The sequence below is a fragment of the Terribacillus aidingensis genome (genome assembly GCF_900215625.1).
GTDB classification, from domain to species: Bacteria; Bacillota; Bacilli; order Bacillales; family Amphibacillaceae; genus Terribacillus; species Terribacillus aidingensis.
This window is the reverse complement of the sequence record NZ_OBEK01000001.1, coordinates 1,011,708-1,031,692: the sequence shown is the minus strand read 5'-3', so window position 1 is coordinate 1,031,692 and position 19,985 is coordinate 1,011,708. Positions and strand designations below refer to the sequence as shown.

The following is a 19,985-nucleotide window of genomic DNA, read 5'->3' as shown; positions in this document are numbered from 1 at the left end:
TTCTATCTGTTTCTATTGTAGATAAAGACGAAAAAAAACACAAAAAAACCCGCTCAAAGAGCGGGTTTGATTTACATGCCCATATGCATGTGGCCAGAAGTCATCAGCCAGTACGTACCAACAATGATAACTACTGCAATAAAGAATCCAAATAGGGTGTTACCGGAAATCAGTCCACCGTCTTCTCCTTCAGTCATGTGCATGAACATAACTAACTGCAAAGCAGCCTGGATCACAGCGAAAATCAAGATGATGATGAAAATCGTTGATGATGACCAGTCAGTCCATAGCGCTGTTGCGAAGGCGACGAGTGTCAACGCGATTGAGATCAAAAAGCCGATGATATGCTTCCAAGGAAAATGTCCCTTTTTCGTTTGTTGACTCATATTAATTCACCATCCCCATCAAGTAAACGCATGTGAAGATAAAGATCCACACTACATCTAAGAAGTGCCAATAGAGACTAGAAATGAAGACTTTTGATGCTGTCTTTGGTGTAAGTCCTCTTCTTGCAAGTTGGATCAACAGCAAGATGATCCAGCCAATACCGATTGAAACGTGCAGTCCATGTGTTCCGAGCAAAATAAAGAACATAGACCAATGTGCACTTGTGCTAAGTGTAACACCTTCGTGTACATAATGTACAAACTCATAAAGCTCATAGCCTATGAAGCCTGCACCTAGGATGAGTGTAATAATCATCCAGATGATGACGCCTGTTTTGTTGTTCGCACGCATTTCGTGGATGGCAATACCGCACGTGAAACTACTTGTGAGCAGCAGCATTGTCATAATCATAACAAGTCCTGCTTCGAACATCTCGTTTGAGGTTGGTCCGTCACCTACACGTGCTTGCAACGCGAAATAGGATGCGAATAATGTCGAGAACAAGGCGATCTCTGCACCAAGGAAAGTCCAGAAACCGGTAATATTCAACCGGCCGGTTTCTGACTGATATTCCAATGGAGCGTTGGGGTTCACATTGTGATCATGTGCCATTTCTTCACAACCTCCTTATTTATTCGCTTTCGCTTCTGTTTCTTTTATTTCTTCAACACTTACATAGTAACCGTCATTGTAATCAAATGAACGAGCAATCATCGTGATGAAGATACCGATTCCGCCAATAATACCAATCCAGTACCAGTGGAATACAAGACCAAAGGCTGCAGCTCCCATGATAACGGACATAATAATTGGTGTAGCTGCGTTATTCGGCATATGAATAGGTTTGTAATCCACATTCTTCTGCTGATCAAGACCTTTTTCTTTCATATCCCAGTACGGATCGAGTCCTGTTACTTCTGGAAGTACAGCAAAGTTGTAATGCGGCGGGATAGAAGAGCTTGTTGCCCACTCTAGGTTACGTCCAAGACCCCAAGCATCGCCCGTTTTCTCTCTTGGAGAGAATCTCCAGCTGTATACAATGTTTACAACGAAGATAAGGAATGCAAGACCCATCATGAATGCACCAATTGTTGAGATAAAGTTCAACCCTGTCCAGCCGTCTGCCTCTGTATACGTAGAAATACGTCTTGGCATACCGTCCAGCCCTAAGAAGTACTGCGGGAAGAAACATACGTTAAAGCCAATAATAAAGATCCAGAATGCCCATTTACCGATTTTTTCGTTCAGTTTATGGCCAAACATTTTCGGATACCAGTAAATTAAACCTGCGAAACAAGCAAATACAGTACCTGAGATCAGCACATAGTGGAAGTGAGATACCAAGAAGTACGTATTATGGTACTGATAATCGGCTGCTGCCATCGCAAGCATAACCCCTGTTACCCCACCGATAACGAAGTTCGGGATAAATGCAAGTGCCCAGAGCATCGGTGTCGTAAAGGTAATACGTCCTCGATACATCGTGAACAGCCAGTTAAAGATCTTAACCCCGGTCGGAATTGAGATTGCCATCGTTGTAATAGAGAAGAAACTATTTGCTTCTGCACTATTACCCATTGTGAAGAAGTGGTGAACCCATACAAGGAAGCTCAATACGGAAATTGTCACAATGGACACAACCATCGCTTTGTATGCGAAAAGCTGTTTTCTTGCGAATGTCGAGATGATTTCTGAGAAAATCCCGAACGCAGGAAGAATAACGATATATACCTCAGGGTGACCCCATACCCAGAACAAGTTAACCCAAAGCATCGGGTTACCATCACCTTGCAGGGTGAAAATAACAGAACCGAATAGACGGTCAAATGTTTGCAATGCAAGTGCTACTGTCAGCACTGGGAAAGCAAAGATAATGATAAGCATTGTGATGAGTGTTGTCCAAGTGAACATGGACATTTTCATCAATGTCATACCTTTCGTACGCATCTTAAGGATGGTTACGAAGAAGTTGATACCTGTCATCAACGTACCGATACCAGCAATCTGAATAGCTAGCAAATAGTAGTTCTGTCCAGGACCAGGACTGAATTCATTCGTCGCAAGCGGCGTGTATGCTGTCCAGCCTGCATCCGGTGAACCACCGATGATGAAGGAAATGTTAAATAGAGCCATACCGACAAAGAATGTCCAGAAGCTCAAGTTGTTCAAATAAGGAAACGCTACGTCACGTGCACCGATTTGAAGCGGCACAACATAGTTAATTAAACCAATCAAGAATGGCATTGCCATGAATAGGATCATGATGACACCATGTGTAGAAAATACCTCGTTATAGTGCTGTGGATCCAGGAATTCCATACCCGGTTTTGCTAACTGTGTACGGATCATTAAACCATCGATACCACCGCGGAAAAGCATTAAAAGGGCACTAAGGATATACATGATACCCAGTTTCTTATGGTCGACAGAAGTCAGCCATTCTTTCCACAGCCACGTCCATTTCTTAAAATAAGTAAGGGCAGCTACAACGGCGATTGATCCAAGCAAGATACTAATCTGTGCGCCAAGAATCAACGGGTCGCCGGTAATGATAAACTCATTCCATTTTAAGTCCAAAACATTTCCCCCTCTCTCTGTTACTCGTGACTCGCATGTTCTTCATTTCCCATGTTTTCATGGTCCATGTTTTCATCCGAGTAATCTACAGTATTGTCTTGCTGATAATATGGAATCTCATCTTCTGGCAAGATGTTTTGAGATTTGTCTTTCGCATGCGGGTTCTTCGGCTCATAGCCTAGACGCTCCCATGCTTCCAATGTGTATTCAGCATCTTTAGAATGGTCAATCCATTGTAAATGCGTACCATTGAATTCAGCTGTTCCTTCTTCATAAACTCCAGGAATCAGAAGTTCGTCATACTCATATTGTGTCAGTTCTGGAGCAGAATCTTGAACTTCCTCTACCCACTGGCCGTAGTCTTCTTCTTCTTCTGCATAAACGACAAAGCGCTGTTCATTAAAGCCTTCACCAGTGAAGTTTGCGTTCCGGCCGTTATACTCACCAGCTTCATCTGCTTGAAGGAAAAGTGTTGTCTGCATGCCGGACATTGCATATTTCTGTCCGCCAAGGCTTGGAATCCACAAAGCAGCCATATTATCGGCAGATGTTAGTTTGAATTCCACTGGACGATGAATCGGGATGTGCAGATAATTCACTGTTTCAATATTCTCTTCAGGATAAGTGAATACCCATTTCCAGTTGATGGATGTCGCTTCAATAACCAATGGATCTTCATTTGCCGCTTCAGCTGTTTTAGCTTCAGGCGCTTCCTCCAGGTTATAGATCGTTCTGACAGTAGGAATAGCCAAGATAACAACGATGATGATCGGGATGATCGTCCAAATCGTTTCCAGCAGCATGCTGCCATGAAGCTCTGGGCTGTACTTGTCATGATCCTTTCTTTCTCTGTACTTGACAAGGATAATTGTCAAAAGTACGAATACAACCGCTACGATTGTAAGCATGAAAATGATTGATAGAATAATAAGGTCACTCTGCTGACTTGCCACTGGTCCTTTCGGATCGAGTACTTCCGGTGTAGAACAACCGGCGAGCATTAGCGGCAGGGCAAGGAACAGTAGAAGACTTAAGGGTTTCAATTTTTTAAGCATGCGCCTGCTTCCCTTCCTTTCTTTACCTGAATCTGCGAAAACACGCTGTTTCCTCTCTGCATAAGAAAACAACCCGTTCGCTGTAATAGGGTTTTGATAAGTATTTCACATTAGAACTTCTGCATCCGGCAGGAGCAGCAGAAACTCAATCTGAAACATACAAGCATACTGCCTTTTAGGCAGTCTCTGACAACAATCCAGAAACTAGTGTAATACAAAGCAGCAAAAAACACCAGACTTGCCTAGTAAGTAAACAGTTCAATTATCATTCTAACACCAGTCAAATGAGAGAATAAGAACAAGTAGTGAACAAAATTTGAACGTTTCAATTAAAGCAGCCAGTAAGCGGATAATAAAACGCTATCTGGTCATGCTGTAATACACCGTATTACGCACTGTCTTACGATCGACACTTAAACTGTCGCAGTAATGAATACCTTCCAACTGATAACCAACGCGTTCTGGCACTGCCCTGCTTGCTTTATTAGCTTCATCACAAAGTATTTGCACCCGCTTCACACCAAGCTCTGTAAAAGCATACGCTGTGAGCGCGTCTACAGCTTCTGTCATATAGCCTTGACCAGTATAGCGAGTGTCCATCCAATAGCCAATCTCAACTTTTGGCACGTCCCAGTTGATAGCATGAAAACCGCTGGAGGCAATAAACTCCCCTGTATGTTTGTGAAAGATGAGCATACGCAGGTTTGTCCGGTTGATCCAATTGGCAACTGATTCCCGAATATTTTCTTCTGTATCCTCTGGTGCAGGAATCTCTTGCACCCACGGCATCCAGCGTTTTAATTCCGTAACGGATGCTTTGATTGCATTGTTGACTGCTTTCCCGTCGCCAACTTCCGGCTTTCGAATAAGCAGCCGTTCTGTTTCAATTGCTGTTTTAAAATCTCGTAATATCGGATTCAACCTCTTCTTACCTCCTCTAGTAATTTATTCTAGTATGAAGGAAGAATTTAGGGTGTGCAATATACTTCAAGCCAACTTCTGTTCCTTTTTCTCTTTGTGATAGGAAAGTGCAGACAATAGTATCCCTATAACGGAGATGGCAGCCCCGCATATCGCCAGCCACGAGTATCCTAGATTTGCATCCAGTATAACCCCGCCTAAATAGGCTCCGGCCGCATTCGCTAGATTGAATGCTGATACACTAGCTGCAGCTGCTATTGTCGGTCCTTCTTTGGCAGCCATAACAATCTTAGACTGTAATAACGGCGTAGTACCGAACGCACCAGCCCCGAAAAGACCGATAATGAATACTGCTGTAACTGCATATTGTGTTGCTAGCGGGAACAGCAATAAAATGACTGTCAGTATTGTAAATACATAAATAAGTGTTTTTGTCACATTACCGCCCGCAAGTCGCGGTGTAGAAAAATTACCGATAACGCTTCCCATACCGAAAAAGAAGAGACTAATCATAATACCAACACCGCCAAATCCAGTGACAGACCGGAGTAGTGGTTCAATGAATGTATAAGCGGTAAATACACCTGAATAGCCAAATATGATGATAGCAATCGTTAAAAGTACTTGTTTATGTTTAAAGACACTGAGTTCCTGCTTAATGCGAGGTGTCTCTGCTGGTTTCGTATTAGGTGCACAGATTAACAGTCCGATTAGTCCTGCTAAACCCAGAAGTGCAATCAGCCAGAATACGAGACGCCATTCAATCAAAGATCCCAGGTACGCTCCAAACGGTACACCAATCATAATAGCAATTGTAAGTCCGCCATTTACAGCAGCAATTGCGTGGACACGCTTACGCGGCTCCACCAATTCACTTGCCATCACAAAAGCGAGCGCAAAAAATGGTCCGTGCATAAAAGCAGAAGCAACACGAGAAACGAGCAGCACAGAAAAGTTAGGCGCTGTTGCACTAACAATGTTGCTGCCGATGAACAGTACCATAAACAACAGCAGCATCGGCTTACGAGGCAATTTTACAGACACAGTCGTCATAAGCGGACCAAAAACTGCTACTCCTAAGGCATACATGCTGACAACTAAACCTGCTGATGCAATTGTCACATGTAAGTCCCCAGCAATATGGGTTAACACTCCTGTCACAACATATTCTGTCGTTCCAATCGAAAAGGCACAAATCATTAAAACGGCAATGACAGTGCGCGGAGAAAAATGGCTGCTAGTCAGGGACACGCTGACTCCCTCCCTCTTTATCTGACTTAACATTGGCTACAATACAGTAGAAAAGCAGACGGTTCAAACCATATGTCGAATTATCAGCAGAAAATATAGGAATTTTAACCAAATTATTTAATAGGTTTTGAGTTTGTTAGCCTGGGGTATTTTCTTAGAAGATATGGCAGCGCTCTGTCGCTGCGTGAGTACTTAAGGAGGAAATTGTATGCTTTATACTTTTATTGTCATTTCATTTATACTGGTGACAGTCGGGATCGCCTATTATTCCTGGCGGAAGACGAGAGGAATTGATCTTGCTACATCAGACGGTTATTTCTTAGGCGGACGCAGCCTTACTGGCGTCGCCATCGGGAGCTCCATGCTTCTGACAAATTTATCTACAGAACAGCTTGTCGGGCAGAATGGGCAGACATTCGCCGACAACTTTACAGCAATGGGTTGGGAAGTGACGTCGCCACTCGCTTTGTTCGTCCTCGCATTCCTGTTCCTGCCCCGCTACTTACGAGCAGGAATCACCACCATACCTGACTTTCTCGAACAGCGCTTCGACATGCGTACACGCCAATTCGTTTCTATTTTATTCATTATCGGTTATATGACTTCCTTTTTGCCGACGGTTCTTTACTCCGGGGCACTAGTGCTTGATTCCATTTTCAACATTACTGGCGGATTAAATATCAGCACTTTTTGGGCAGTAGCAATTATTGCAGGTATCATTGGATTAGTAAGTATGGGTTATATTGTTTTCGGCGGCTTACGTGCCATTACAGCAGCCGATACATTGTACGGTATCGCACTGATTATTAGTGGTATCGGCATTGTGCTGCTTGGTTTGTGGACTTTGGGAGACAGCAGTATTATTGGCGGAGTTGATAAACTCGTTAATAATCACCCAGAAAAATTAAATGCGATTGACAGCAGCAATGATGCCAATGTACCTTGGCCGACGATCTTTACCGGTTTGCTCGTAAATAACTTATTCTACTGGGCTGCTAACCAAGCCATTGTTCAGAAATCACTTGGTGCGAAGAACTTGGCCGAGGGTCAGAAAGGTGTTCTGCTGACAGGATTCTTCAAACTGTTTGGGGTATTATATTTATTAATTCCCGGAACAATTGCCTTCCATTTATATGGAGACAGCCTAAAAACAGCAGATGACGCTTATCCAACATTAATCGTTGATTTGCTTCCGACAGCAATTACCGGTGTATTTGCTGCCATCTTGTTCGGAGCCATTCTCAGCTCCTTTAACGGCGCATTGAGCAGTACGATGACATTGTTTACATTAGACTTGTATAAACCTATTTTCCGAAAAAATGCAACGGACTCCGAGCTGGTTAAAGCAGGACGAACATTTGCAATTGTAGTTGGTGTTATCTCTATTGTCATTGCACCGTTCATCATTATGTTCCCAAGCGGACTGTATAATTATCTGCAAGAAATGTTCGGATTTATCAACGTTCCGATTGTAGCCGCGATCTTTATCGGGTTCTTTACGAAGCGTGTTCCTGCATTTGCAGTGAAGACAGCAATCGTGACACACTTGATACTATATGGATTGTCTAAGCTCTTCTTTGGAGAGGTACACTTCCTTTATGTATTAGCTGTCCTCTTCCCGTTCAGTCTGTTGTTCATGATTGTTTTAGGGAAAATGAAACCGCGAAACGAACCGTATGTCCTTGGAGATGCGGAAGTTGTTGATATGACACCTTGGAAATACGCAAAACCATTCGCCATTTTCATTACTATTTGTATGATTGGTTTGTATATTCTCTTCTCTCCATGGGGAATTGCAGCATAAAGAAAAGCGACCTGCTGAGGGTCGCTTTTTTTTTACTGATAAAACTTCTGTTGTATATCTTGTGTAATTGCGGTGACTTCTTGCATACTAGCAGCATTCTGTTCAGCGACCGTTACAATACTGTTGATGCTGTCTGTTATACCGCGGGTATTATCAAGCACCTCATACATGGCTGCAGCTATCTCCTCCACCTGCTCACTTGTGATAAGAATCTCGTTTTGCAGCTCCGCAAATGTTCGTTGAGTTGTTACTACCTTTTCAGATCCAGCCGCTGCGGCGGTATTACCTTCGCCCAGTGCCTCAACTGCAGCTTTGGATTCTGTCTGAATAGCTTGAAACACACTAGTAATATCACTCACAGCAATCCGTACTTGATCAGATAACTTACGCACTTCATCCGCCACTACAGCGAACCCACGCCCTTGATCCCCCGCGCGCGCTGCTTCGATGGCAGCATTCAACGCTAATAAATTCGTCTGTTCTGCAATCTCTTTAATTGTTTTGAGCAATGTGCTGATTTGATCTGTTTTATCATTCAATCCTCTCACCTTGTCAAAAGAAAAAGTAATCTTGTCAGCTATTGTATTCATATGAAACACGGAGTCCTCCATATGGGAAGCTCCTTCTTTTGTTAACGCATGCATTTCAGCCGCAACTCGTTTCGCATCTTCCCCTTTTAAGGCGACCATCATAATATTCTCTGCAAATTTCTGCATCGCAGCTGCCAGCTCAGCAGAAGAATGCGATTGGTTCTCAGATCCGATTGTAACTTCTTCTAAAGCGGTTACAATTTGACACAAGGAATCTTTCGTCTGCTCTATTAGAGACGTTTCCATATTGTCTGCCGTTTCGATAGCTGGCTCGAGTACCGCTGCTATCTCTTCCTGTACGGGCTCATTGGCAATAACTGCTGGTACTTCTTCCGGTGAGTTCCTTCTATGTAAAAGTAAAATTACTGCACTTCCGCCTGCCAGGAGAAGGCCAATAATTAGATTCACCCATAAACCAAGAAAGAAAACCCTTTCATTTTGTAAAAACAAAAAAGCTGCATATAGATAGCCTGCGATCCACATACTCACTACAAGTTGTTTATTCATATTCGCTCCCCTTTCCCCTCTTATTTACTATCGGCTAAGAACAGTATTCTATGAACCTTTTTCTGCATTTTTCTCCAAAAAGCATCTAATTGCGAATCACATGCTATACTACTGCTGAATAAGGAGGCAGCAGCCTATGCAAATATTATTAGAAGAAGCAGCAGCTTTCATCCAAGCGTGCTACCAAGAACTCGGCAAATCTTTTCAGGCGCTAGACATGCGTTTGTCAGAAATCAAACAGGAGATACAAGCAACCTCTACCTATACCCATACAATAGAAGAAATAGAACATGGAGCGAGAATGGCTTGGCGAAATGCAAACCGTTGTATCGGCCGCTTATTTTGGAATGGACTTCATGTACAAGATGCTCGTCACATCACAGATCCAAACCAAATTATTGAACAGCTGTTCCAGCACATTGAACAAGCAACAAATAACGGAAAAGTTCGGCCAATGATCACGATTTTCTCTCCCGCTGCAAACATTCGTGTATGGAACCATCAATTACTTCGCTATGCCGGGTATGAAACAGAAAATGGAGTTGTCGGAGATCCTGCTTCCATTCGATTTACCTCTGTATGCAGAGATCTTGGCTGGGAAGGAAAAGGAACTGCTTTTGACATACTGCCGCTCGTTGTACAAGCTGGAGCTCAAAAGCCTGTGTTAAAGGAAATACCAGCCTCAATTATAAAAGAAGTTAACATTGAACATGAAGCTTATCCTGCTTTTAAAGAACTTGATATACGTTGGTATGCAGTTCCGATTGTGTCAGATATGAAATTGGAAATTGGAGGAATCACTTATAACGCAGCACCTTTCAACGGCTGGTATATGGGAACCGAAATTGGAGCACGGAATTTAGCAGATGAAGACCGGTATAACATGCTTCCGAAAGTAGCAGAACTTCTCCACCTTGACCAAACACGCGCTTCTTCTCTATGGAAAGACCGCGCTTTAGTCGAATTGAATAGTGCTGTTCTGCAATCCTTTCAAGATGCAGGTGTTACGATTGTCGATCACCATACAGCTGCAAAGCAATTTGCACACTTTGAAAAACAAGAACAAAAAGCCGGACGTGATGTGACTGGAATGTGGAGTTGGCTTATCCCGCCAATGTCACCAGCTGCCACTCATATATTCCACAAGCCTTATTCCAATAGTATCGTTAAACCAAATTATTTCTATCAAGACGATGCCTATTGAAAAGAGCGCAATGCAATCGCATTTGCGCTCTTTTGCTTGTCTTATTTCAAAGCGTCGGAGATTTCTTTTACTTTTTCCATTTCAGATTCCAAACCGCCGCCGGATAGATACCAGTATCCTGGATCTAAGTACGTGATTTGGTTTTCTTTCGCTGCAGTTGTGCTATTAACTAATTCATTATCCAATACCTTTTCTGCAGATGATGCACCTTTACCTACAACTGCTCCACGATCTACAACAAATAGATAATCTGGGTTCTTTTCAGAAATGTATTCAAAACCAACAGACTGACCGTGCGTGGAAGATTCAATTGTTTCGTCTACAGTCGGCACACCGTAAACATCATGGATTACACCGAAACGAGATGCTTTACCGTAAGCACTGACACTACCGTCATTAACAAGTGTAATTAATGCTTTTCCATCCATGCTTTCCGCTTTCGCCTTTAGGTCCGCAATCGCATCATCCACTTCAGTTAGTGCGGTTTTGGCTTCTTCTTCTTTCCCTACGATTTGTGCAATCGTTTCTGTATTCTTCTTGAATGAGTTCATGTAGTCTGTTGTATCAATTCCGATAAATATTGTCGGAGCCAACTCACTAAGCTGCTCGTAATAATCACTTTGACGACCGGAGATGAAGATAACATCCGGGTTAATTTCTGCTATTTTTTCTAGGTCTGGTTCTTTTAAGCCACCGATATTTTCGTAGTCACTCCCGCTGTACTTAGATAGATAGTCCGGCAGCGTTTGCTGGGGAACACCTGTTACATCAACGCCTAGTTTGTCTAATGTATCCAAAGCTCCCATATCGAACGTAACAATCTTCTCGGGATTCTTCGCAACTTCTGTTGTACCAAGTTCATGCTCAATTGTCAGCTTTTCTTCTTTTTCATCTGCACCGCTGGCAGTATCCGAGTTACTTCCGCATGCTGCAAGCAGCAAGACAAACAATAGACCAGTCATTAACAATGTCAGTTTCTTCATTATATAATTTCTCCTTTTGTTGTGTAGTAGATGCTTTTCTGGTTAAGTAAGACTGCTAGCTTCATAACGGCATCACCCCTTTACCTGTCAGATGATTAGAAATAAACACAGATTCGATTGCAGCTTATGTTGTGCACATCGATATCCAAATCATAGATTGACTTCAATACATCAGACTGGATAATATCGTCGGTTGGCCCCTCCGCTATAATACTGCCATCTTTCATCGCCACAATTCGATCCGAATAAACAGAAGCGAAATTGATGTCGTGGATAACAAGAAGGATTGTCTTACCGAAATCTTCTACTAACTTCCGAAGCAATTTCATCATTTGGACTGCATGCTTCATATCCAAATTATTAAGTGGTTCATCCAGCAGAATATAATCTGTATCCTGTGCCAGGACCATCGCGATGAATGCACGCTGTCTCTGACCGCCGCTCAGCTCATTCAAGTACTTATCTTCCAATTCTTCAAGATTCACATAGGCGATTGCTTCGCTTATCTTCTGTTCATCTGCCTGCGTCAGTTTTCCGCTTGAATAAGGAAATCGGCCGAAGCTGACTAACTCACGTACAGTCAATTTCATTTGTACAACATTCGACTGCCGAAGAATAGCAATCGTCTTCGCCAAGTCCTTGCTCTTTTGTTTATGTACATTCTTACCATCTAGGTAGACGATACCATCATCTTGCTTCAACAGACGGCTGACCATAGAAAGCAACGTACTTTTCCCCGCTCCATTTGGTCCGATAAAAGAAGTGATCGCACCACGCTGCACCTCAACCGATACATCTTGAATTACTTTTTTAGAACCAAAATACTTTGAAAGCTTTTCTGCTACGATCATATCTTTTTACTCTCCTTTATTAGTAGATAAATGAAGTAGACCCCGCCGACAAAATTGATAATGACGCTAATCGGTGTTGAAAAGGAGAACACCCTCTCCACAATCAGCTGTCCGCCGAGTAAAGCAATAATACTGAGTAAACTTGCTGCTGCCAGCAGATAGGTATGCCGGAATGTCTGCAGAAACTCCCGGGCTAAGTTTGCCGTCAGCAGACCTAAGAATGTAATCGGACCAACTAACGCTGTCGATACAGCTACCAGTACTGCAATGACAAGAAACATCCGTTTTACAATCTTTTCGTACGGTACACCTAGGTTCACTGCATGATCTCTGCCGATTGACATGACATCGAAATAGTGGCGATAACGGAATATGTATACACATAACACTGCAATAATAACGGTTGAAAGAAGCAGTAAATCGGTATTTACGTTCGTGAAGCTGGCAAACATCTTGTCTTGTATTAATAGAAACTCATTCGGGTCGATAATCATCTGCATGAATGAGGATAAACTGCTGAAAAATGTTCCTAGCACAAGACCGACCAGCAAGAGCAAGAATAAATTATTATGCCCCCTGCGGAACAACAGCTGGTAAAGCCCAAAGGCAAACCCGACCATAAGCAGAATAGTTAGGAAGAAATACGCATCACTCTGCATAATAACAAATGTTCCTGATCCAAACAGGAAGACAACAATTGTCTGGATAAACATATAGACACTATCAAGTCCCATAATACTAGGTGTTAAGATTCGGTTATGCGTTAACGTCTGGAAGACAACTGTTGAAACGCCGATAGAAACTGCGCATAAAACCATAGCCAAAATCTTCTCAAGTCGTGTTCGCAGCAAATACTCCATTGCTTGGAAGTTCATATGGATGAATAAGTACAGTCCGGCCAATAACAAAGCGACAAGGGTTAGTATAAAGATCTTTCGCTTAAGCATAGGCGTTTCTCCTTAGCAGCATATAAAGGAAAATCCCTGTTCCGATAACCCCTACCATAAGCCCAACAGATATTTCGTACGGATAGATAATAATGCGTCCTGCGATATCGCACACGAGCAGGAATAACGCCCCTAGAACCCCAGTATGCCAAATGCTCTTCTTCAAATGATCCCCGCGGTACATGCTGACGATATTCGGTACAATCAATCCGAGAAACGGAATGACGCCCACAGTCAGGATAACTACTGATGTGATGATTGCTACGATAATCAATCCAATATTCACTACATATTTGTAAGGCAATCCTAGATTGGTAGCAAAATCTTCTCCCATTCCAGCAACAGTGAACATATTAGCGAACAGGAACGCAAGAATGAGAAGCGGAACACTTATGTATAGCAATTCATAGCGCCCTTCCATAATTAAGGAGAAATCTCCTTGCAGCCAAGATGACATGTTCTGTACCAGGTCAAATTTGAGTGCAAAGAACGTGGCAATGGAACTGACTACATTTCCCAGCATAATACCGACCAAGGGGATAAAAATGGTATCCTTTTGCTTCAGTCTTTGAAGAATTCCCATAAACAGCAGCGTGCCGAACAGTGCAAAAGCGGCAGCGATGCACATCTTTAAAATAGGACTTGCATCCGTAAAGAAAAGCAAGGAAACAAGAATACCTAATCTGGCCCAATCCATTGTTCCAGCTGTTGTAGGAGATACAAATTTATTTTGAGTCAGCTGCTGCATAATCAAACCGCAAATCCCTAAGCTTACCCCTGCCATGACAATACTGAGCATTCGGGGCAGCCGGCTGATCATAACAATATTCCAGGCTTCTGCTTCCCTGTTCCAAAGTCCAGAAAATGTGACGTTTTCTACGCCAACAAAAAGGGAACAACCAGCTAATAGAACGGTAACAATTACTAAATACATTAACTTCATACGCGACAACCTCTTCGGCAGCATCTGTGATACTGATATTCATTATCAATTAGATTCTCATTTTAGTATAGTGAATGAGATTAGCAACGTCAATAGGTGTTTGGGAATCGTTTCAATATTTCAATATTACCGTTCATATTCTTTCACACAACAAAGGAGCGTTCACATGTTACACCTGTTTGAGAAAAAAGATATCCATGCTGACAATAAAGAGCTTCCAAACTGGGCATTAGACGCCTACCTGCCATTCGCTGAAACAGTAGGTAAAAAAGATTTTCCTTGCTATTTTGGTATTGCCGCTCAAAAAAAAGGTGATCTGCGCTATGGATTCATCCCTCATGATGACTGGGAAGGCGCACTTAACGTTATCAATGATTTCACCCATTTAATGCACACACAGGAGAAGCAGGTGCGGCGCGGATTGTTCTTATTCTTTGAACCGGAGAAGCAAGAACAAGACTTAGCTTATTACCAAGATTATTTCTGGCGCTTCCTGCAGCAGCTGCATGAGGTCGATGATGTTCCTTGGCCGGCTGAGCGTCCGCGTCATCCTGATCACTTTTTGTTTGACTATCATATAGGCGGAGAAGCTTACTTTCTGTTCGGCAATACGCCGGCATACAAACAGCGCATTACACGTGACTTGGGTCCCTCTCTTGTTATCGGTTTGCAGCCACGCAGTATCTTTGACGGACTTGAAGGGGATAAGCCAGCAGGTGTAAAATCCAGAGGATCGGTTCGGGAGCGTGTTGAAAGTTGGGATCAGCTGCCAAAACATCCTGATATCGGACATTTCGGCGATCGTGAGCATCGAGAATGGAAGCAATATTTCATCGGCGACAACGCCGAACCCGACCACGGTAAATGCCCCTTTCATCATAAGGAATTAAGGCATACATAACTTTTTTTAGATAGCGGATACTAGTTGGTATCTGCTTGAAAAGGAGGTTTATCTCTATGCCAAAACCGGACAACCGTGCAGACAATGCGGAACGAATTGAAGATACAATCCAGCATACGCTGCAAAACGTGCATCAAACGGAAGACTTCGTTAAAGCAAATAGCGAGCATTTGACGGATGAAGAAATTTCCTTCTTAAAGGAGAAAAATGATCGTCGTGCTGCAGCTGTAGATAGCTTGCGAAGTGAATTGAAAGAAGAAGCAAATTATCAGCTGCGAAAAGAACATTAAGCAAAAGGTCCGCCGGAATGGCGGACCTTTTAAGCACACTTAATGCATTTGATTAATTGGAATTGTATCATAACTCTGCAGCAACGCTGCCATATCACTCGGCTGCAATTGTGCTACCTGGTAATAATGGTGTTTATTTTGATACAAGAATATCTCATAGCTCATTTCGATTAAGTTTGGCACAGAATCTGCTACGACCCTTCTTAATACAGGGTTGGTGATTTCACAAGCACTTTGCGCACTCATGGATGCAAGACCTTTTGCCTGGCAAAGCATGTACGTAGAAACACACTGATCGGTAACTTCATTAGCAGATGTGATCGGTTTTTTCGGCTGAGAAGGCGTCAGTCCGTATACAACATCATTACTTTGCTGCATCTTATATGAAGTAGTTGGAACAGTCGGGTCTTGTCCTGTTTTGAAGGATTCAACCATCGTGTTATACGTTTGCTTCAAGAAATTACTCTGGTTTTGAGCAATGGTTTTTAACTCAGGATCCTGGATAAATTGTTCATAGATCGTATACTGATCAATAAGACCAATCATCCCAGTCAGGATTTCATGTGTATCATAAATTTCATGACCCCCATGGTTCTGTCTGCCATGCAAAGTAGTCGGCTGGTTTGTTTGTGCTGTCTGCATGTTGTTTTCCAAAGTAAAGACCCCCTTAAGAATGTCGTGCTCTGTTAGTATGGCTGAGGTGCGAGCTCTTATAACCGGTTATTTATGCCTTTTTGCAACACGTGCATCAGCTGCATCAGACCGAGATTGCGCTTCCAAATCATCAACGTCTGCTTCTTCCTGAGAAAAGGAAATATCTTTCCCATCCCCATCTAAGTCGGTATACCGCATATAATAATTTTCCAACGATTTGTCGTTCTCGTTCATGCGTTTTTCCTCCTTATCGATGCTTTAGATTTTCTTCAGCCATTCGTACCATTTCACGGACCATGCTGCCGCCAATACTACCGCCTGTTTTACCATTTTCCCTGCTTGTTTTGTTGCCTAAATCCTCCGCCTGTTCCGCACGGTAAGGCTCGTTTGCCTCGCGAATGATCTTGTGCTTCAATTCATCCAATCCTTTGCGGGCTCCTGGTACGAGAATTCGATTGCGTCTTGTCATCGATAATGCCCTAACGTATTTTTATCTCCTATATCTCCTTCATAATCCGCTTGCACATGCTTTTTTGGATTTTTTTCGTCACGGTTTGCTGTAAGTCCTTCTTCCATGCCTGGCTGATACGTATCATCAATCCATAGACCGCCATCCACGCGATGCTTCTGCTTTTTCATGATTGTTCCTCCTCCTTTCTGCATTAGTTTCTGCTATATGTCTCATAATATGAAAGGCACTTCTAGCCAAAAAAAAGACCCCTGATTACAGGGGTCCATTGATGATCAAAAAGATTAAAATTACAATCGCTAAACCGATACGGTAGAAAGCGAACGGAACAAGTTTGTATTTCGAGATTATTTTAAGGAAAGTACGGATGGCAATCAATGCGAACAGAAATGCACTGATAAATCCGACGATAAAAAATGGTATCACATCAGGTGTAAAAGCGTGCAAGTGATTACGCAAGGAAACGAGACTGGCGCCTGCCATAATCGGCACAGCCATAATAAATGTAAAGTCTGAAGCTATGCGGTGGTTTAATCCGAGGATAACACCACCCGAAATCGTTGCACCTGAACGGGAGAAACCAGGCCACAAAGCGATACATTGAAATAAGCCGATTAAGAATGCTTTCTTATACGTTAAACCATCCAAGGAATCAATTGTTTCTGTTTTCTTCGATGATACACGGTCTGCATAGATCATCAAGAAAGCACCAACAACCAATGCAATGATAACGTACCATACAGAAAACAAATACTTGTCGATCAAATCATCAAACAAAAGACCAAGAACACCAGCTGGAAGCAGCCCTACAATGACCATGCCCAAATTGAACTTATTCTTTTGACCTGGCAGCTTTTCTTCTTTACCTTGCAGCTTCCGGATACCTAAAATCTGCATAAACTTGTCCCAAAAGACGATGACAGACGCCAATATAGAACCAAGCTGAATGACAATTATGAAGGTATTGGCAACCTCATCATTAAACAATTCGTGAATCTTCAGCCACATATCATCAACAATAATCAAATGACCTGTCGATGAAACTGGGGCAAACTCCGTCAATCCTTCAACCAGCCCCATAATAAAGGCTGAAATAAACTCAATAAAACTCATGCTACTTCTCCTCTAGCTACTTTTTTTCTTCTTATTACGTTTGATAAACCAAATAACAAATAGAACGAACAATATTGCCAGTACAATGATAACAACATCTTGGTAGTAGCCTAAATAGGTTTCCACTTTTGACCAAGACTCTCCAAGCCACATACCGAGCAATACTAATACCGTATTCCAAATGAGCGTACCTAATGTCGTGAATATCAAAAACAGGCCAAAATTCATATTGGACATGCCAGCCGGAATAGAGATTAAACTCCGGATGACCGGAACGAAACGGCAAAGGAAAATTGTCCATACCCCATACTTATCGAACCAAGCATCCGCTTTATGTATGTCTTCTTTTTTAATTCGTAAAATATGTCCCCAGCGATCAACGATTTTCTCCAGACGTTCCACATCTAAGAGAAGCCCGATACCGTATAGGATGACAGCTCCGATTACTGCACCGATTGTCGCTGCAATAATTACACCAACTACTGTGACACTAGCTGAAGTGGTTGTCAGGAAGCCGCCGAACAGCAGGATGATCTCAGATGGAATCGGCGGAAAAACGTTTTCGCCTGCCATCAGCAATACGATAGCAAAATAACCGAATTGCTCCATAAACTGCGTTATCCAATTATCCATTTCACAACTCCAAACGTAAATTATTTTCCAAATCATTATAGCATTCTATGCACAAAAAAGTGGAATTATTTACGGATTAATAACATTCTAGCAGACTGCTGTTAACAGGTTATTAGAAACAGAGACTTAATTTATATCCGTCTCTAGTCCTAATGCAGTATTGTCGCACCTGCTGCTGAGTCTGTGATATAGTCAATAAGAAGAAAAAGATCACTTATAAGGGGGAATAAAATGAAAATCGTGACCATCGAGCCTACCCCGAGTCCTTACTCGATGAAGATTGTCGTGGACGAGATGCTGCCAATGGGCAAAAGTATGGATTACAAACACCATACCGTTTCAACCGATGACCCCGCATATATACAAGCGCTGTTCCAAATCGATGGCGTGACAGGCATTTACCGCGTAGCAGACTTTCTGGCTTTGGAGAGGGATCCAAAAAAAGCTTGGGAAACGATACTTCCTTCTGTTAGAGAAGTATTTGGAGAAGAAAGTCAGGAGACGGAATCAATAACAAGCGAGCCAGATTTACATTATGGACAAGTTGATGTGCATATCCAGACAATTTACGGTGTACCAATGCAAATCAAGCTGCTTTTCGATGGGCAAGAAAAGCGAATCGGGCTTCCTGCGCATTTTACCGAAGCTGCGATGAAAGCTGCTGGAGATGACAATATTGTTTTTGCTCGTAAATGGGAAGAGCAATATCCACGTTACGGCGAGCCACAACAAGTTGGACAGGATATCTATGAGGAACTGCAGGCGAGCTATAGCACAGAAAGACTGCAAGAGCTCGTAACACGTGCACGCAACCCCCAAGCTCCGCTTCCCTCACGCCCGCAGCCGACGATGGCGATTTGGGAAGAGGATGATTGGCGTGTACGCTACCGGGCACTGGATGCTCTTGTACCAGACTTGGAGCATCTGGCATTTTTGGACAGAGCCTTGCAAGATCCGAAAGCGTCTATTCGCAGACTTGCCACTGCTTATCTAGGCATGATAGAGGATAAGGCTGTCCTTCCATTACTTTACCGCGCTCTGCGCGATAAGGTTGTCACAGTTAGACGTACAGCAGGTGACTGTTTATCTGACTTGGGCTTTAAAGAAGCCACTCCGGCTATGGAAGCAACACTTGCTGATGCAAACCGGATTGTTCGCTGGCGCGGAGCCATGTTCCTTTATGAACTTGGTGATGCAGATAGTCTGCCGATGCTTGAAAAAGCAGCCCGGCAAGAAACGGAGTTCGAAGTGAAGCTGCAGCTCAGCATGGCAATTGAGCGAATTGCCGGCGGCGAGGTAGCAAAAGGTTCTGTCTGGAAACAGATGACAGAGGCCGCGAAACAAAAGGAGGAATAAATAATGAATGCATACGAAGAATACATGCGCGGAATTGTCCAGCCAATGCGGGATGAACTCACCCAAGCAGGCTTTCAGGAACTGACTACTGCGGAACAAGTTGAGGAATACACAGCGCAAGCGAAAGGCAGCACGCTCGTTGTCGTCAACTCTGTCTGCGGATGTGCAGCCGGTCTTGCGCGCCCGGCGGTTCGTGAATCATTGCAAAATGAGAAAAGACCAGACCATTTGGTCACTGTCTTTGCTGGACAAGATAAAGAAGCAACTGAGAAAATGCGTGAATATTTTACCGATCAGCCTCCTTCATCTCCATCCGTTGCCTTGATGCAGGACGGCAAATTAGTCCATTTCGTTCCGCGTGAACAAATTGAAGGCTATGACGTAGAAGAGATCGTTGAGAATCTGACAACTGCTTATAATAATAATTTGTAAAAAGCAGCGGTAAAAATATCGCTGCCATTGAAATGGCCGGCCAGTTCTGTGTGAACTGGTCGGCTTTTTACATTAAAACAAGTGCGTTAGTCTGCTGCTCCGATAAACGGTCATTTG

At 43.0% G+C, this 19,985-nt stretch carries 23 protein-coding genes; 6 read left to right on the top strand and 17 right to left on the bottom strand.

What is annotated here, in order from left to right:
• Positions 1-71: 71 nt before the first annotated feature.
• From qoxD to CRO17_RS04865, 6 genes are all read right to left on the bottom strand, one after another.
• Positions 72-386, bottom strand: coding sequence for a cytochrome aa3 quinol oxidase subunit IV (gene qoxD / locus CRO17_RS04890; RefSeq protein WP_097039805.1), 315 nt, complete (start codon positions 384-386; stop codon positions 72-74).
• Position 387: 1 nt separating this feature from the next.
• Entirely contained in the window at positions 388-999 is a 612-nt protein-coding gene (qoxC, locus tag CRO17_RS04885; protein WP_097039803.1) for a cytochrome aa3 quinol oxidase subunit III, read from the bottom strand.
• A gap of 15 nt (positions 1,000-1,014) precedes the next feature.
• On the bottom strand, positions 1,015-2,964 hold the full coding sequence (qoxB, locus tag CRO17_RS04880; protein WP_097039801.1) for a cytochrome aa3 quinol oxidase subunit I: 1,950 nt from the start codon (positions 2,962-2,964) through the stop codon (positions 1,015-1,017).
• Positions 2,965-2,984: 20 nt separating this feature from the next.
• Positions 2,985-4,019: a cytochrome aa3 quinol oxidase subunit II gene (gene qoxA / locus CRO17_RS04875; protein WP_097039799.1), complete on the bottom strand. Its 1,035-nt coding sequence runs from the start codon at positions 4,017-4,019 to the stop codon at positions 2,985-2,987.
• 360 nt (positions 4,020-4,379) lie between these two features.
• Positions 4,380-4,940, bottom strand: coding sequence for a GNAT family N-acetyltransferase (locus CRO17_RS04870; RefSeq protein WP_097039797.1), 561 nt, complete (start codon positions 4,938-4,940; stop codon positions 4,380-4,382).
• Positions 4,941-5,006: 66 nt separating this feature from the next.
• Positions 5,007-6,185, bottom strand: coding sequence for an MFS transporter (locus CRO17_RS04865; RefSeq protein ID WP_245864660.1), 1,179 nt, complete (start codon positions 6,183-6,185; stop codon positions 5,007-5,009).
• Between the two features lie 214 nt (positions 6,186-6,399).
• On the opposite strand from CRO17_RS04865, the gene CRO17_RS04860 reads away from it, so the two are divergent.
• Complete coding sequence (locus CRO17_RS04860; protein WP_097039794.1) at positions 6,400-7,995, top strand: solute:sodium symporter family transporter; 1,596 nt, start codon at positions 6,400-6,402, stop codon at positions 7,993-7,995.
• 32 nt (positions 7,996-8,027) lie between these two features.
• On the opposite strand, the gene CRO17_RS04855 is transcribed toward CRO17_RS04860, so the two are convergent.
• Positions 8,028-9,092, bottom strand: a complete 1,065-nt coding sequence (locus CRO17_RS04855; protein WP_097039792.1) for a methyl-accepting chemotaxis protein — start codon at positions 9,090-9,092, stop codon at positions 8,028-8,030.
• A gap of 136 nt (positions 9,093-9,228) precedes the next feature.
• Between CRO17_RS04855 and CRO17_RS04850 the strand changes: the two genes are divergently transcribed.
• Positions 9,229-10,296: a nitric oxide synthase oxygenase gene (locus tag CRO17_RS04850; protein ID WP_097039790.1), complete on the top strand. Its 1,068-nt coding sequence runs from the start codon at positions 9,229-9,231 to the stop codon at positions 10,294-10,296.
• Positions 10,297-10,337: 41 nt separating this feature from the next.
• On the opposite strand, the gene CRO17_RS04845 is transcribed toward CRO17_RS04850, so the two are convergent.
• The 4 genes from CRO17_RS04845 to CRO17_RS04830 all read right to left on the bottom strand — a co-directional run bounded on the left by CRO17_RS04845 (position 10,338) and on the right by CRO17_RS04830 (position 14,020).
• Positions 10,338-11,279, bottom strand: a complete 942-nt coding sequence (locus tag CRO17_RS04845) for a siderophore ABC transporter substrate-binding protein (RefSeq protein WP_097039788.1) — start codon at positions 11,277-11,279, stop codon at positions 10,338-10,340.
• A gap of 95 nt (positions 11,280-11,374) precedes the next feature.
• Entirely contained in the window at positions 11,375-12,130 is a 756-nt protein-coding gene (locus tag CRO17_RS04840) for an iron ABC transporter ATP-binding protein (RefSeq protein WP_097039787.1), read from the bottom strand.
• Entirely contained in the window at positions 12,127-13,077 is a 951-nt protein-coding gene (locus tag CRO17_RS04835) for an iron chelate uptake ABC transporter family permease subunit (RefSeq protein ID WP_097039785.1), read from the bottom strand. The genes CRO17_RS04840 and CRO17_RS04835 overlap by 4 nt, the downstream gene beginning before the upstream one ends.
• Positions 13,070-14,020, bottom strand: a complete 951-nt coding sequence (locus CRO17_RS04830; RefSeq protein ID WP_097039783.1) for an ABC transporter permease — start codon at positions 14,018-14,020, stop codon at positions 13,070-13,072. Before CRO17_RS04830 ends, CRO17_RS04835 begins: the two co-directional genes overlap by 8 nt.
• A 166-nt stretch (positions 14,021-14,186) precedes the next feature.
• Here CRO17_RS04830 and CRO17_RS04825 point away from each other — a divergent pair, with 166 nt between their 5' ends.
• Together CRO17_RS04825 and tlp are read left to right on the top strand one after the other, a co-directional pair.
• Positions 14,187-14,921: a YqcI/YcgG family protein gene (locus tag CRO17_RS04825; protein ID WP_097039782.1), complete on the top strand. Its 735-nt coding sequence runs from the start codon at positions 14,187-14,189 to the stop codon at positions 14,919-14,921.
• A gap of 56 nt (positions 14,922-14,977) precedes the next feature.
• Positions 14,978-15,211 carry a small acid-soluble spore protein Tlp gene (tlp, locus tag CRO17_RS04820; protein WP_097039780.1) on the top strand — a complete coding sequence of 78 codons (234 nt, stop codon included), beginning with the start codon at positions 14,978-14,980 and terminating at the stop codon, positions 15,209-15,211.
• Positions 15,212-15,250: 39 nt separating this feature from the next.
• On the opposite strand, the gene CRO17_RS04815 is transcribed toward tlp, so the two are convergent.
• The 6 genes from CRO17_RS04815 to CRO17_RS04795 all read right to left on the bottom strand — a co-directional run bounded on the left by CRO17_RS04815 (position 15,251) and on the right by CRO17_RS04795 (position 18,080).
• Positions 15,251-15,865, bottom strand: coding sequence for a spore coat protein (locus tag CRO17_RS04815; protein ID WP_245864603.1), 615 nt, complete (start codon positions 15,863-15,865; stop codon positions 15,251-15,253).
• 66 nt (positions 15,866-15,931) lie between these two features.
• Complete coding sequence (locus CRO17_RS04810; protein WP_097039778.1) at positions 15,932-16,099, bottom strand: YfhD family protein; 168 nt, start codon at positions 16,097-16,099, stop codon at positions 15,932-15,934.
• Positions 16,100-16,112: 13 nt separating this feature from the next.
• Entirely contained in the window at positions 16,113-16,334 is a 222-nt protein-coding gene (locus CRO17_RS04805) for an alpha/beta-type small acid-soluble spore protein (protein WP_097039776.1), read from the bottom strand.
• On the bottom strand, positions 16,331-16,504 hold the full coding sequence (locus tag CRO17_RS17440) for a hypothetical protein (RefSeq protein ID WP_179636838.1): 174 nt from the start codon (positions 16,502-16,504) through the stop codon (positions 16,331-16,333). The genes CRO17_RS04805 and CRO17_RS17440 overlap by 4 nt, the downstream gene beginning before the upstream one ends.
• 85 nt (positions 16,505-16,589) lie before the next feature.
• The gene (locus CRO17_RS04800; protein WP_097039774.1) at positions 16,590-17,447 is read right to left on the bottom strand and encodes an undecaprenyl-diphosphate phosphatase; all 858 of its coding nucleotides are present in this window, start codon (positions 17,445-17,447) and stop codon (positions 16,590-16,592) included.
• A 12-nt stretch (positions 17,448-17,459) separates the two neighbouring features.
• Positions 17,460-18,080 (bottom strand): DedA family protein, encoded by a 621-nt coding sequence (locus CRO17_RS04795; RefSeq protein ID WP_097039772.1) that lies wholly within the window; start codon positions 18,078-18,080, stop codon positions 17,460-17,462.
• A gap of 231 nt (positions 18,081-18,311) precedes the next feature.
• Here CRO17_RS04795 and CRO17_RS04790 point away from each other — a divergent pair, with 231 nt between their 5' ends.
• Both CRO17_RS04790 and CRO17_RS04785 read left to right on the top strand, forming a co-directional pair.
• Entirely contained in the window at positions 18,312-19,436 is a 1,125-nt protein-coding gene (locus CRO17_RS04790) for a conserved virulence factor C family protein (RefSeq protein ID WP_097039771.1), read from the top strand.
• Positions 19,437-19,439: 3 nt separating this feature from the next.
• Entirely contained in the window at positions 19,440-19,868 is a 429-nt protein-coding gene (locus tag CRO17_RS04785; RefSeq protein ID WP_097039769.1) for a BrxA/BrxB family bacilliredoxin, read from the top strand.
• Positions 19,869-19,985: the final 117 nt, after the last annotated feature.